This window comes from Campylobacter sp. IFREMER_LSEM_CL908 (assembly GCF_025771545.1).
In the GTDB taxonomy this organism is placed as follows: Bacteria; Campylobacterota; Campylobacteria; order Campylobacterales; family Campylobacteraceae; genus Campylobacter_D; species Campylobacter_D lari_D.
Genome location: NZ_JAKMQK010000007.1, coordinates 1 through 13638, shown reverse-complemented (window position 1 = coordinate 13638; position 13638 = coordinate 1). Strand labels below are relative to the sequence as shown.

Below are 13638 nucleotides of genomic sequence, written 5' to 3'. Positions count from 1 at the left end.
TTTTGCAAACTGCATTAAATTAGGTTTTTTTAAATTTCTAAACTTTCAAATTCACACTTTTATATATTATACACACTTAATTATGAAAAGATTTTAGTAAATTCGTTATTATTTAAATCTTTACATCTATTTTAACACCAAAAAGAATTTTCAACTCATCGCTTGTACTAAATTTATCTTCTAATAGTTTTTTTACAAGTTCGTTTCTTGTACTATCATCTTTGTAAGTTTCTTTGTTTTTACTTTCTGCTTGTATAGGTTTAAAGGGTTTTTCTTTATCTTCTTTTTGATTGTTTTTATTAGCTAAGAACCTATCTATATCTTCTTGAGTAAGTGACTTACCAAGTTCATTAAAAAATTGTTTTTCTCTTTGTGCCCTTTCAGCACCCCATATTTTCTCAAATTCATTCATACTTGTAAGAGTTTTTAAAAGATCAACTTTTCGTTTATGAAGTGCGGACAAATCTACGCCTTCTGTAAGATAGTCTGTGCCAAATTTATTAAGTATTTTTATTTCATCCTTGCTTAGTTTATCTTCCATATATCTTTTATATAAAGAGTTTTCTACTTCTTTTACATCAGGAGATCCATTATACCCTTGTTCTTTTTTGGTTTTTTCAGAGAAATTAAATTTTTTTATCACGGAATTAAAATAATTATCATCGTTTTTAAGCACAGATTTTTTATTGTTCGTGTTATTGCTTAGATAATTAATATTTGTATATTGAGTATCAAAATTTACCATAGAAAACCCTTTTTTTATGATATTTTATTAAAATAATCTTGGATTCCAACCACCCATGGCATCTTGTATAGAATTTTGATATTTATAAGCAATTTCTCTCATGATTGTATTATTATTTAACATAGGACTAGAATTATATTGATATATTTGTCCATTCTTTACATTATAAACACCGACTCCATAAGTAAATAAAACATAAGGCTGTCCTAAATTTGAGTATTTTATTTGTCTTTTTACCTTATATACAGGACGATATTCAGCAGGAGAATTAGCACTCGCTTGCAACCAAGAAATTAATCTATCTCTACTAGGGTTTGAGTATTTTTCATCTCCTGCACCACATAGACCCTTGTTAAGATTGCTAAGTTCGTATTCTGAAAAATCTGCAATTGCATAAACTTCTGAAATTAAATTTGGACGATCTTTAAAAAATTTAAAACCGACTAAATACCCACCCTTAACTTGTTTCATTTCATCTACATTTAGAACTTTTACGCCTTGAGAATTATCACTTAAAGCACCATTACTAACTTTAGCTAAAAAATCCCCAGCAAAAGCAGAACTTACTAACAAAGAACCTAAAATCAAAGAACCTGCTAACTTCTTTAACATAACTTCCTTTTTTAGCTATTTTTACTCTTTTTTAAAGAATATCACAAATTACATATTAAAATCAATTTGTTATTTGAAACATTTATTGTTTTAATGGAAAAAATCTAAAAATATTTAGAAAGATAATAATGAAAAAGATTTTTTAACATTTATGGTTTTACTTAGTTGTATTTTTGCTAGTGATGAACTAAGTATAGACAGTTTATTTAAAAAGCAAATAGGCTTAAGAAGTATCACAAGCTTTTCTTTGCTTAGTACAGGAAATGCAAATTCTTATGCACTTTATCCCAACATCATTGTAGGTGGAGATCCTACAATTTGGAATGATACAAAGCAAGTGTTTTTAACTCAAACTTTCATTTATACCCTAACACCCAAGTTCGATATACTTGTGTCAGGGGGCGGAAGTTATGCAAGAGCTGAATATACAAACTTTTTTACAAATGAGTATTCTAGTAAAAACAGAATATGTTTTGATGTTTATGGCTAGGTTTTATTTATACAGGAGATAGCATTGCAGATTTAATTCCACAAATTACCTTTCAAACTGCAGTCATTCAAAGAGAAAAAGCAATCAATCAAACCAAAAACTTTTATCTAAAATCACAAAGCTTACAAGCTAGTTTAAGGGGATATAGCGACCCTGTTGTATATAGCATTTATACCGGTTTTGGTTATAATCAATCAAGAAAATTTAAAACCCTTAAAATAGAGTATGGAAATAGTATTTATGTGGGTGGGGATTTATCTATCATACTAAGTCCTAAGATTACTTTGGATTTAGGAGCAGAGCAAAGATTTCAAACCGAGCAAAAAATCAATGGTTATCAAAATTCTGAAGTGCGTTCTATTCCAACTTTAAGTTTAGGTTCTACTTATAGCATTAATTCAGATACCGCAGTTTCTGTTAATGCTAGTTTTGGGGGAAGTTCTGCTTCGCCTGATAGTATATTTGGGATAAGCTTATGGAGAAAATTTTAAAAATTTTATTATTTTTATCCATTCTTTCTTTGAATGCAAAAGCAGAATGGGTAGTCAAGTCTTATCAAGAAATTAAAAACAAAAGAGTAATAAGACAAACTTACGAGCAATCTTGCGGGGCTTCATCTTTAGCAACTTTAATCAATATACTTGATGATAAAAAGTTTGATGAGCTTAAACTTTTACAAACCATGAGCGGACAAAAGCTTTATACGGATATGGTAAGCTTTGCAGATTTAAACGATATAGTTAAAAAGCTAGGTTATGAAAGCAATTCCTATCAAATCAATAGGGATAGCTTAGACAAGCTTGTAAATATTCCAATGCTTGTAAAAATTGAAGATGCCCCACGCTTCCCACATTTTGTGGTAATTATTAATCATAAAGGAAATTATTTACAAGTGCTTGATCCAAGCCATGGAGAATACATAAGCTCTAAAAGTCAATTTTTTAGTATTTGGGATAGATATAATAAAGGTGGCTATGCTTTAATTGTTGCTCCTAAAAAAGAGCTAAAACCTTTCAAGCTAAATACTCCAAAATCTTTACATTTTGATTTTAAGCCTTTTAGCTTATATTGATTTTTATTGTTTTTTGATTAGAGAACTAATTTTTCATCTTAATTGCTCTAATCTTTCTTTTTTAGAGCCAATCTCAGTAATTTGTACTCCAAAATTTCCATCTACGATAACTACTTCCCCATAGGCAATCTTTTTATCACCTATTAAAATTTCTAAAGGATCATTAGCTAATTGATCAAGCTCGATAACTGAACCTATGTCCATAGTTAAAACATCCTTTAAAAGCATTTTTTTACTACCAATACGCACTCTTATAGGCAAACGCACATCCATAATCAAGCCGATATTTCTTAACTCTTCAACGCTTGCTAAGGTTTTATGGTCTTGAGTATGCTCTTCATGAGTTGTAACAATTTCTTCTAAATCAGTTTTAGTTAAAACTTTATAAATTTTCTCATCAAATACTAAGGAAATTTTCTCTTCTAAATCAGCTATTTTTACATTATATAAATATATTTTATGAAAGCCGCCAAGTTCTAGACTATCTGCAACAAATTCACAATTTTCTAAACTAAATTCCATTTTTGGAATTTCTTTTTGTGCACCTAAGGTTGTAGAAAATGCTGAAATGATATTTTGTATAGCTTCTTTGGCCGCGTCCATTTCATCTTCATTTAGCTCACTATTTTTAGAGATTTCTTCTTCTCCCATCATCCACTCACCAATTGCACTCATTAAAACCGCACTTGCTAAGATTTTGATTTTCATCTCATTATTGACACTAAAAGTAGCACTAACTAGTGGTGGAGTCATAGAATCTTGAGAATTTACATCATACTCATAATACTCGCTAAATTCAGCACTTTTCCCTGTTAAGCCTTCTATTGTGCTTATGCACTCGTTGACAAATATGCCTAAAAAATCATTGATCATCTTCTTCCTCTTCTAATTCTTCATTTTCATCATAAGAATTTGCCTTTGCTCTTCTTTCATCTTCATATTTTTCAAGCATTTCTTTAATCTCATCTTTATCAGTTTTAATAAGTTCTAAGATTTTAATCGACTTTCTAAATCTATGAAGTCCTACTTGAGCTAAAAATACTTCTTTTTTATCTATGGCTACTATAGCTTTATCATCTGCACTTCTATCAAGTTTTAAAATATCTCCTTGTTTTAAATCTAAAAATTCATTTACATTGATAAAAGTTTTACCAAGCATAGCTTCATAAATCACTTCAGCACGACCGATCAAAGTTTTAAGTTCTTTGTTTCTTGACTTTTTAGCCGAAGTTTCACCCATCATAATATCACGATTTGCTAAACGGCTCAAAATACTTTCCAAATGCACAACTGGATAGCATATATTTACCATACCACTTGAATTTCCTATGATAATCTCCATTACCACCATGATAACAATCTCATTTTGAGAAACAATTTGCACAACATTTGGACTTGATTCTTTTGCTTCAACACTTGGATAAATTTCCGTAACATTCATCCAACTTTCTTTAAGTCTTTGCATAATAATACGCAAAATAGAATCAAGCAAGTTAAGTTCTATTTCTGTAAGCTCTCTTAAGGTGTCAAAACTTTCACCTTGACCACCCAAAAGCCTATCTATCATAGGGAAAGCAATACTTGGATTAATCTCTAAAACACAATTTCCATCTAAAGGTTTAATAGAAAAAACATTAAAGCTTGTCGGCGAAGGTAAAGACATCAAAAATTCACCATAAGTCATTTGATCAACTGAGTGCAGTTTAATCTCAACTATACTTCTCATCATAGATGAAATTTGCGAAGCAAGATTTCTAGCTAATTTATCATGAATTCCTTTAATAGAACGAAGTTGTTCTTTTGAAACCCTATTTGGACGCTTAAAATCATATACTACAATATCTCTTTTATCTTCTATTTCTTCTAATTTTGAAGAAGCAGTACTATCATCGCTATCATCATCAACGACTTCTAAAAGAGCATCAATTTCTTCTTGGGAAAGTATTTCAGCCATTAAACTAGCCTTTCTCTAATCTTCTTAAGCAAACGCTTATGAATTTGTGAAATTCTTGACTCGCTAATCTCTAAAATCTCTGCAATTTCTTTTAAATTTAATTCTTCATAATAATAAAGCTGTATTACAAGTCTTTCTCTTTCTTTAAATTCTTCCAAAACCGCGTTGATTTTTTCTATTAATTCTTCTTTTTCTATTTGTTCTATGATATTACTATCATTAAAACAATTTAGCTGTTCATCTAAAGGCATAACAAGCGATATAGCATGAGCTGCTCTTGCTTCTTTTACCTTTTCTACTTCTAAATTTAATCTTTGTGCTAAATACTCATCATCAGGTTCTTTTTCATTTTCTTGATAAAACTCATCTATAATAGCGTCAATATCTTTGATGATTTTTCTATTGCTTCTACTCATTACATCAAGGCTTCTTAGATAATCAAGCATAGCTCCATTTACTCTTTTTCTTGCAAAACCCCAAAAATTGTCATTTTGTTCTTTATCATAGCGACGCGAGAGTTTAATCATCTCTTCTACGCCAATACTAATTAAATCATTTACATCAATACTTGCAGGCAAACGCTCTTTAAGTCTAAAAGCCATAGCTCTTAATGCGGGCATATAAGAGATGACTAAGTCATCTTGTTCTTTTTTTAGCGTAGAAGCATAAGCATTATGCGGCTGCATGTTTTACTTTTCTTTTTGAAGAGCTATCAAGTTTTTTAAGGTCTTCACGCTCTTCTTGAAGTTTTTCAAGCAAGTAATCCATTTTCTTTTCTCTTGCAGCTAATTCTGCTATAAAGCTATTATTTTCATTTTCATATTTTTCTTTATTAAAGCTTCTACCACTAATTTTATTTGCATCTACAAAAATCATAATTACTATATGGATTAACACATAAAATACAAAAGTAATCAAACAAGTATACACAACTATCTCTACTGCATCTTCTATATTAACTATGGTGAACATTAATCCTATAAAAAAACCACAAACAGTAAAAAAAGCAACAAAATTTTCTGGTCTCATCTTTTTCCTTCAATCTAAAAACGATCCAAAAGCTTTTTGAAAAAACTCATAATGCTTTTATCTCCCACATTATTAAGCACTTTTTGTTCCAACCTATATAAAAGCTTAGAAGCTATGGCTTTTAGCTCATCACTTGCATTAGTATCATCATCGCTAAATAAAGTTCTTTTTTTAATACTAGAACTAATATCTTTACTTTGACCTAAAAATCCTAAAAATTCTAAATTTAAATTATGCTTAATGTTAATATCTGCTACTTTTTTAATATTATCAAAAATTCTTAAAGCCTCATTTTCATTTCTAACTACATTAAATACCATTAATAAATTCTCTTTAGTCTTTGAAGTAGTTTTTATAGTAGCATAAGCATCGGTAATTGCGGCAGGATCAGGTACAGTTATGACAATAACCTCATCAGACATTTCTAAGAAATTCCCTATATTGCCACCAATACCTGCTCCTGTATCAATGATTAAAAAGTCTAAATCATCTAAAATACTTGTTTGATTTAAAAATCTCTCATAAATATTTTTATCATTGTATTTTAAAATTTCATCGCCACTCTCACCTGGGATAAGCCATAAATTTGGCTTGACTTCTATTAGAATATCTTCTAGTGAGCATTCACCTTTTAAAACATGTAAAAGGTTTTTTTCTACACGCACATTTAAAATCACATCTAAATTTGCAAGCCCTATATCTGCATCAAAAAGCCCTACTTTATATCCATTTTTAGCTAGGATGTTGCCCAAATTTGCACTAAAAGTACTTTTTCCAACTCCACCTTTACCGCTAGTAACTGCGATAAAATGGGTATGTTTTACATTTGAGTTTTCATTTTTTACTAGATCTTTTAATTTTTCTGCTTGATTACTCATTTTCATCCCTTCTAAAACCTTCTAACACACAACGCACCAAAAAGTCGCTATTTGCTACTTCTATATCATCAGGTACTTCTTGACCTATGGAAAAAAAGCTCATCGGAGTGCTAGTTTCATAAAGCAAAGAAAACACATTTCCAAATACTTTTGTTTCATCAAATTTTGTAATGATTAAAGTGTCTATATTTAAAAATGAAAAATTATTATAAGTTTCTAATAAATCTTCATATTTTGTATTTGCTGAAAGCACTAAATTCACATCAATTTGCGCATTAGAATGCGATAAAAATTCTTTTGTTTTTTCAAGTTTTGCCTTATCATACTGTGAATTTCCGGTTGTATCTACTAAAATAACCTCACAAGTATTTAAACTTCTAATCGCATCATCTAAGTCATTTGGCTCTATACTATCAATAATAGGAAGTTTCATCATCTTAGCATATTGAAAAAGTTGTTCTACTGCGCCTATTCTATAAGTATCAAGAGTTATAATACCGGTTTTATAGCGTCTATCTCCATAAGCATAGCGAAAAGCAAGCTTTGCTAAAGTTGTAGTTTTACCTACTCCTGTTGGACCTACTAACATCATGATTTTTTGCTTTTTAATTTCACTTTCTAAACGGCATGGAAGCATATTACGCAAAAGTGAGTAAAAATACCTTTGCACTGCTTCTTGATTTGCTTTCATAGTGCTTGGCATATTTTCAATAGTTGCTTTCATAATCGCTTCTAAATGCGCTTCTTGCATACCACTTGCTTTAGCTTGCTTATAAATACTTGCAAACTCAGGTGGTATAGCTAATTCTTTGCGTAAATCTGCCTTATCATCCCACATCATATCCACAAGTAAATTCATTTTATCATTAAGCTTGTTCATTTGTTTTTCAAAAGCTTCTATTTTTTTATCATAATTTGGATTTGGCATAGAAAAATCTTGATAGTTTGAAACCTTACTAATTTCTGAACTAACTTGAGAAAGTTTGTTTTTTAAATTTAAAAAATTATCATCTTTTTTGCTTGTATTTAAATAAGGATTAATAGGTTTTTGCTTAGCTTTTGAAGAAAAATCAAGCACCACATCTTCTTCTTTTTTTTCATCTTCAAGTTTTGGAGCTTGAATTTTAGCCTCAGGAAAACTTGCTGTGTTTGGTTTTTTCTTTGGTGGCATAGGCAAATTATTTTGTTTTAAATGCTCTTCATAATCAGCTTCTTCAATCGCCACTATAACCTCATACAAAGGCTTTTGATTGATAGTTTTTGGGCGAATTTGCTTATTAGTTACTATCAAAGCCTTATCGCCATAATCTTGCTTGACCTTAGGTATAATCTCATCTGTGCTTTCAACCGTAAAAGTATGAATCAATTGTCCCATATTTTTCCTTATCTTAACAAGCCCAAAGGCAAAGTTACGCTAATTCTATCATTTACCCCCGCATGAGGCACTATGCAATACTCATCTTTACGCGCTTTTTTTGAAAAATACAACAAATCCAAATCAAGCGTTCTAGGAGCATTTTTAAAAGTTCTTTTTCTTTTGAATTTAAACTCATAAAAAAACAAAACTTTTAAAAGTGCTCTTGCATGCAAACTTGTGCTTACAACCATCACTGCATTAGTAAAGTCTTTTTGCTCTTCAAAGCCAAAAGCTTTATTAATCAAAAATGGCGATGTTTGCAATACTTGCAAGCGTTTATCTTGCATTAAAAGCCTAAATAAACTCCGAAAGCGTTTTTTTTCATCTTCTATATTGCTTCCAAGTCCTATAATGGCTATGTATTTTCCTTTTTTATCAGCCTTTGAATAAAAAGGAAAAAAACGAATTTTTTCTAACCTTCTAGCCCCTTTAATCAGCAAGTTATAACACCACTGCCTTTTCTTTATCAAGATAGACCATATCTTCTATCCTAATGCCAAGTTTATCTTTGATATAAATTCCAGGTTCAATGGTAAATACCATACCTTCTTTTAGCTCATAATCACTTCTTGGACTAATATTTGGCAACTCATGTATATCAAGCCCCACTCCATGCCCTAAGCTATGAATAAATTCTTTTTCAAAACCTGCGTTTTTAATCACTTCTCTTGCGATAAAATCAAGCTCACTTGATCTCATACCAACGCGTGCTTTTTCTATAGCTTGAAGTTGAGCTTGCTTAACCACTTCATAAATTTGCATAATTTCTTTATCTTTAAAATTTGGCTTATTTTTATCAAAAACTATACCATTCTCATCAAAACAAGCCGTTCTTGTGCGATCAGAACAATACCTTTGATAAACCACACCCGCATCAACTAATAACAAATCTCCATATTCTAAACATTTATCACTAGGTAAAGCATGTGCTTTAGCCGCATTTTCATTAATAGCTACAATAGGTGAAAAAGAAAGTTCTAAAGCACCTTTTTTTTGAAAAATTTCACATGCTTTAAAATGTAATTCTTTTTCGCTTTTTCCATGGCCTTCTTGGCTGATAAATTTAGCAAATTCTTCAAAACATTCTTTACCAAAATTTACAGCCTTTTGCAAAAGCTGTAATTCCTTGGCATTTTTTATAATGCGTTTGTTTTTACTTAAGTCTAATTTTTCTTCAAAAACGATATTTGCACTTTTACTAAGTTCTTTAAATTCAAAATAACTAAAGTCTTTTGGGTCAAAACACACCCTATCAATTCCTGCTTTTTCTAAAAGCTCTCTAGCACTAGCAAAAAGATCTTGTGCTAAAACCACCTTAGCATTTTTTATCATTTCGCTAGCTTCAAAGCTATATCTTGCATCAGTGATGAAAAAAGCTTTATCTTCAAGTTTTAAAAACAAAGCATTATCGCAAGAATAGCCACACTCATAAAAAAGTGCATTTTCGTTTTTTAAGATAAAATTCATTGATTTGCTTGTTGTGCTTTTGCTTGAGCTGCTTTATATGCATTGATTTGATCAAAAATTTGGAAAAGTCCCATTAAAGCCATATGATAACCAAAAGGACCAAAACCTACCACGCTACCTGCACAAACTGGTGCTATCATGCTTTTTTGTCTGAATTCTTCTCTTCTGTAAGTATTGCTAATATGCACTTCAATCACAGGCATATTAATCGCTGCGATCGCATCGCGGATTGCTATAGAAGTGTGTGCATAAGCAGCTGGATTAATAATCACTCCATCTACACTGCCTAAGCATTCTTGAATTTTATCAACTAACTCACCTTCAAAATTACTTTGAAAAAACTCAATCTCCACATTAGCTTGTTTTGCGGCTTGTTTCATTTGCTCGTGGATATCTTCCATTTTCATATTACCATAAATGTGAGTTTCTCTTACACCAAGCATATTAATGTTTGGTCCTTGTATCACCATAACTTTCATAATCTAACCTTTATTTAGTAAAATTTACTATATTATAACACTTTAAAGCTAAATTTTAGCTACAATTTACCTTTTTAAAGGATGGAAAATGTTTATAATAGCACCCAAAATCATCCTAACTTGTGATGATAAATTTAGTATTTTAGAAAAAAAAGCTATTCTTTTTGATGATAATATTTTAGAAATTGATAGCTTAGAAAATTTACAAAAATCCTATCCAAAAGCCAAGCTTATACCAACTCCAAAAAATACCTTACTTTTACCCGCCTTTATCAACCCGCACACACATTTAGAATTTAGTGCAAATAATGGAAATTTAGTCTTTGGAGACTTTTTAAAATGGCTTGATAGCGTTTTTAATAACCGCGAGCAATTAAACGAAAAAGCCAAAGAAAAATTAATCTCACAAAATATTCATAAAATGCTAAAAAGTGGCACTGCTACTATAGGAGAAATTTCAAGCTTTGGGGGCGATTTAAACCCTTGTGTAAATTCACAAGCTAGAGTGATATTTTTCAATGAAATTTTAGGTTCAAGTGAAAATTTTATCCAAGCAAAAAAAGAGGAATTTTTAACTCGTTATGAAAAAAGCATGCGTTTTAAAACTTCTAAATTTATCCCTGCTATTTCAGTGCATGCACCCTACTCAACCCACCCAGAGCTTGCTAAATTTGCTATAAAACTTGCTAGAGAAAACGATCATTTACTAAGCACACATTTTCTTGAAAGCAATCATGAAAACAACTGGCTAAGGTTTAAAAAAGGTGGTTTTAAAAAGAGCTTGGCTAAATTTAGCAAAAATCCTATGCCACTTTACACTCCGCAAAGCTTTTTAGAACTTTTTAAAGATCAAAGGACTTTATTTACACATTGCGTGTATTTTAAAGAATGGAATTTGCTAGATAAAAATCTGCACTCAATCACGCATTGTGCTTTTTCAAATAGGCTTTTGAGTAAAAATACTTTTAAATTAAAATCTGCTTTAAAAAATGGTATTAATATCCATCTAGGAACCGATGGCTTAAGTTCAAATACTTCTTTAAGCATGCTTGATGAAATGAGAGCAAATTTACTTATACATGATGATTTAGAGTTAGAAAATTTTGCCAAAATGTTACTTTTAATGGCAACAAATAAAGCCGCAAAAGCCTTAAATTTAAACCTAGGTCAAATTCAAAAAGGCAAAATAGCTGATTTTAGTCTTTTTGCTTTACCAAATAGTGCAAATTTAAAACAACTTCCTTTGCAATTTATCTTACAAAGCAAAGAAGTGTTAAAACTTTTTATAGAAGGAAAAGAAATAATATAAATATCTTAAACAAGAGTTTCTAATCAAAATTAAAATATTTCTGTTATACTTAAAAATTATAAGAATCTTTAATAAAATTTAAGAAAGTCATATGAAAAAATATTTAATAATATTTATTTTTATAACTCAAATTTTAGCTTTAAATGATTTTGAAGTTATTAATGTTCATAAAGCACACGATCTTAATATCACAGGAAAAAATATAAATGTAGGTATTATAGATTCTGCTTTTAATGCAAATCATCCTAGTTTGCAAGGACAAATCATAGAGCAACAATACTCAACAGTAAATAATAAACCTTATACTCCTGATCTAACAGTAGACACTCACGGATCACATGTAGCAGGAATTATACTTGGTAATTTTAAAAACATTAAAGAACCATATGGGATTGCTTACAATGCGAAAATGTATGGAATTCAAATTTTTGGCTATAACAATGGAAGTCAAAAAATAATTCCTTATAATATTTATGATTATTTTAAAGATAAAGAAATAAAAATAATCAATAATAGTTGGAATACGCAATTATATCCAATAGTAGGAATGAGTCAGCTCGGGTGGTATGTATCAGATCTTAAAAAGCAAAATTCTAATTATTTTTTAAATTTAGCAAACAACAATAAACCGCTTGATGGGATTATAAAGTTAGCAAAAGAAAAAAACATTCTAATACTATTTGCAGCTGGAAATGAGGGTATAGTATCACCTGGATTTAATGCTACTCTTCCTTATTATGATGAAAATTTAAGATCATGGCTTAGCATTGGAGCCATTGATTCTTCTAAAATTACAAAAGATGAAAATGGAAAACTTATATTATCCTCTAAAGCTATAGCATCGTATAGCAATGGATTAAAAGGAGTTGAAAATTTTTCATTAGTAGCACCTGGAAGTTTTGTTAATTCAGTTAATGCTGCTTATAATATACAACCCATTTTTGGAAGACCTGATAAAAATTTATATGTTAAAATGAGTGGTACTTCTATGGCAACTCCTATGGTAAGTGGAGCTGCTGCTTTAGTGTCAGAAAAATTCCCTTTTTTAAATGGAAAACAAATAGCTGATGTTTTATTAAGTACAGCAAATAAAAATTACAAAACTCCAAAACTAACAGTAAAAGAAACTCAACTTCTTAATACTTCCAATGGAAGAAAACAATCCTATTATACTATTATTTATATAGATACGCCTATCCCTGATGATAAAAATAAAATAAAACAAGATTTGATAGATGCTGGATATTGGAGTTTTGAAGCAGATAAGATATTAAACAATCTAATCGACAAATATCCACTTATGCAAAATGCCAATGAAGACTACAAAGGAATACAAACTCTCAAAAAAGAACAAATCTTAGGACAAGGCATTCTAGACATTGAAAAAGCCGTAAATGGTATAGGAATTTTAGATGCAAATAGATTAAATTCACAAGATATTACCGATACTTATGGCGAAAAAGAAGCTTACTATACTATAAATACTCAAGGATATAACGCGACTTTTAGCAATGACATATCTCAAAAAAAATGGGATGATAGTTTACATAGACTCGATGCTTTAAATTCTCCAAAAGATGAAATACAAAATTTAAATATTGGATTTATCAAAGATGGTCAAGGGAGGTTAATTTTAAGTGGAGAAAATACTTATCTTGGTAAAACTATAGTAAAAGAAGGTGAGCTTTCCCTAATAAAAACACAAAATAATAAAGGAATTATAAGTGGGGAGGTTAAAGTTTTAACTAATGGTAAATTTAGCGGAAATGGTTTAATAAAAAATAATTTATACAATCAAGGAATTGTGAGACCTGGAAATCAAGACTTAAGCGATTTAATTGTAGAAGGTCTATATAACCAAAAAAACAATGCTATTTTGCAGCTTGATTTTGGAAATAATGGTAATTCTAAACTTATAGCAAATTCTTATCAAATAGAAGGTGGTAAATTACAATACATACCATTACCTATGTTTTACACTAGTGGCAATATAATTACTATAAATTTAGCTGGATTAAAAAATAATATAAATGACTTTGAAAAAGTTGAAATATCAGGAAACAATAGTATTGATTTTGTTGCTGTATTAGATGAAGATAAAGTTAGTATTAATAAGCCCGCGCCTGAACCAAAACCTGAACCAAAACCTGAACCAAAACCTGAACCAAAACCTGAACCAAAACCTG

14 protein-coding genes and 1 pseudogene are annotated in these 13638 nt (G+C 30.1%); 4 read left to right on the top strand and 11 right to left on the bottom strand.

What is annotated here, in order from left to right; genetic code table 11:
• Nucleotides 1-112: 112 nt before the first annotated feature.
• Both L8U04_RS03785 and L8U04_RS03780 read right to left on the bottom strand, forming a co-directional pair.
• Nucleotides 113-745 carry a hypothetical protein gene (locus tag L8U04_RS03785; RefSeq protein WP_263709481.1) on the bottom strand — a complete coding sequence of 211 codons (633 nt, stop codon included), beginning with the start codon at nucleotides 743-745 and terminating at the stop codon, nucleotides 113-115.
• 27 nt (nucleotides 746-772) lie between these two features.
• Nucleotides 773-1357, bottom strand: a complete 585-nt coding sequence (locus L8U04_RS03780; RefSeq protein ID WP_263709480.1) for a hypothetical protein — start codon at nucleotides 1355-1357, stop codon at nucleotides 773-775.
• A 151-nt stretch (nucleotides 1358-1508) separates the two neighbouring features.
• Between L8U04_RS03780 and L8U04_RS03775 the strand changes: the two are divergent.
• Nucleotides 1509-2338: pseudogene (locus tag L8U04_RS03775) on the top strand (hypothetical protein).
• Nucleotides 2323-2919: a C39 family peptidase gene (locus tag L8U04_RS03770; RefSeq protein WP_263709479.1), complete on the top strand. Its 597-nt coding sequence runs from the start codon at nucleotides 2323-2325 to the stop codon at nucleotides 2917-2919. Before L8U04_RS03775 ends, L8U04_RS03770 begins: the two are co-directional and overlap by 16 nt.
• A 33-nt stretch (nucleotides 2920-2952) precedes the next feature.
• Here L8U04_RS03770 and fliY read toward each other — a convergent pair whose 3' ends face one another.
• Genes fliY through aroQ form a run of 9 tightly spaced genes read right to left on the bottom strand, consistent with a single transcriptional unit; the run spans nucleotide 2953 to nucleotide 10143 of the window.
• Nucleotides 2953-3792: a flagellar motor switch protein FliY gene (gene fliY, locus L8U04_RS03765; RefSeq protein ID WP_133319624.1), complete on the bottom strand. Its 840-nt coding sequence runs from the start codon at nucleotides 3790-3792 to the stop codon at nucleotides 2953-2955.
• Nucleotides 3782-4873 (bottom strand): flagellar motor switch protein FliM, encoded by a 1092-nt coding sequence (fliM, locus tag L8U04_RS03760; RefSeq protein ID WP_263661152.1) that lies wholly within the window; start codon nucleotides 4871-4873, stop codon nucleotides 3782-3784. Before fliM ends, fliY begins: the two co-directional genes overlap by 11 nt.
• Nucleotides 4873-5559: an RNA polymerase sigma factor FliA gene (locus L8U04_RS03755; RefSeq protein ID WP_133319626.1), complete on the bottom strand. Its 687-nt coding sequence runs from the start codon at nucleotides 5557-5559 to the stop codon at nucleotides 4873-4875. The genes fliM and L8U04_RS03755 overlap by 1 nt, the downstream gene beginning before the upstream one ends.
• The gene (locus tag L8U04_RS03750) at nucleotides 5546-5902 is read right to left on the bottom strand and encodes a hypothetical protein (RefSeq protein ID WP_133319627.1); all 357 of its coding nucleotides are present in this window, start codon (nucleotides 5900-5902) and stop codon (nucleotides 5546-5548) included. Before L8U04_RS03750 ends, L8U04_RS03755 begins: the two co-directional genes overlap by 14 nt.
• A 14-nt stretch (nucleotides 5903-5916) precedes the next feature.
• A complete protein-coding gene (gene flhG, locus L8U04_RS03745) occupies nucleotides 5917-6780 on the bottom strand; it encodes a flagella biosynthesis ATPase FlhG (protein ID WP_133319628.1) in 864 nt (287 codons plus the stop codon).
• A complete protein-coding gene (gene flhF, locus L8U04_RS03740) occupies nucleotides 6773-8155 on the bottom strand; it encodes a flagellar biosynthesis protein FlhF (protein ID WP_039667960.1) in 1383 nt (460 codons plus the stop codon). The genes flhG and flhF overlap by 8 nt, the downstream gene beginning before the upstream one ends.
• An 8-nt stretch (nucleotides 8156-8163) precedes the next feature.
• Nucleotides 8164-8637 (bottom strand): 2-amino-4-hydroxy-6-hydroxymethyldihydropteridine diphosphokinase, encoded by a 474-nt coding sequence (gene folK, locus L8U04_RS03735; protein ID WP_220566782.1) that lies wholly within the window; start codon nucleotides 8635-8637, stop codon nucleotides 8164-8166.
• A 1-nt stretch (nucleotide 8638) separates the two neighbouring features.
• Nucleotides 8639-9664 carry a M24 family metallopeptidase gene (locus L8U04_RS03730; protein WP_263660679.1) on the bottom strand — a complete coding sequence of 342 codons (1026 nt, stop codon included), beginning with the start codon at nucleotides 9662-9664 and terminating at the stop codon, nucleotides 8639-8641.
• Nucleotides 9661-10143 carry a type II 3-dehydroquinate dehydratase gene (gene aroQ / locus L8U04_RS03725; RefSeq protein WP_133319632.1) on the bottom strand — a complete coding sequence of 161 codons (483 nt, stop codon included), beginning with the start codon at nucleotides 10141-10143 and terminating at the stop codon, nucleotides 9661-9663. The genes L8U04_RS03730 and aroQ overlap by 4 nt, the downstream gene beginning before the upstream one ends.
• A gap of 88 nt (nucleotides 10144-10231) precedes the next feature.
• Here aroQ and L8U04_RS03720 point away from each other — a divergent pair, with 88 nt between their 5' ends.
• Nucleotides 10232-11452 (top strand): metal-dependent hydrolase, encoded by a 1221-nt coding sequence (locus L8U04_RS03720; RefSeq protein ID WP_263709476.1) that lies wholly within the window; start codon nucleotides 10232-10234, stop codon nucleotides 11450-11452.
• A gap of 91 nt (nucleotides 11453-11543) precedes the next feature.
• On the top strand, nucleotides 11544-13638 hold a 2095-nt coding region (locus L8U04_RS03715; RefSeq protein ID WP_263709475.1), incomplete at its 3' end, for a S8 family serine peptidase.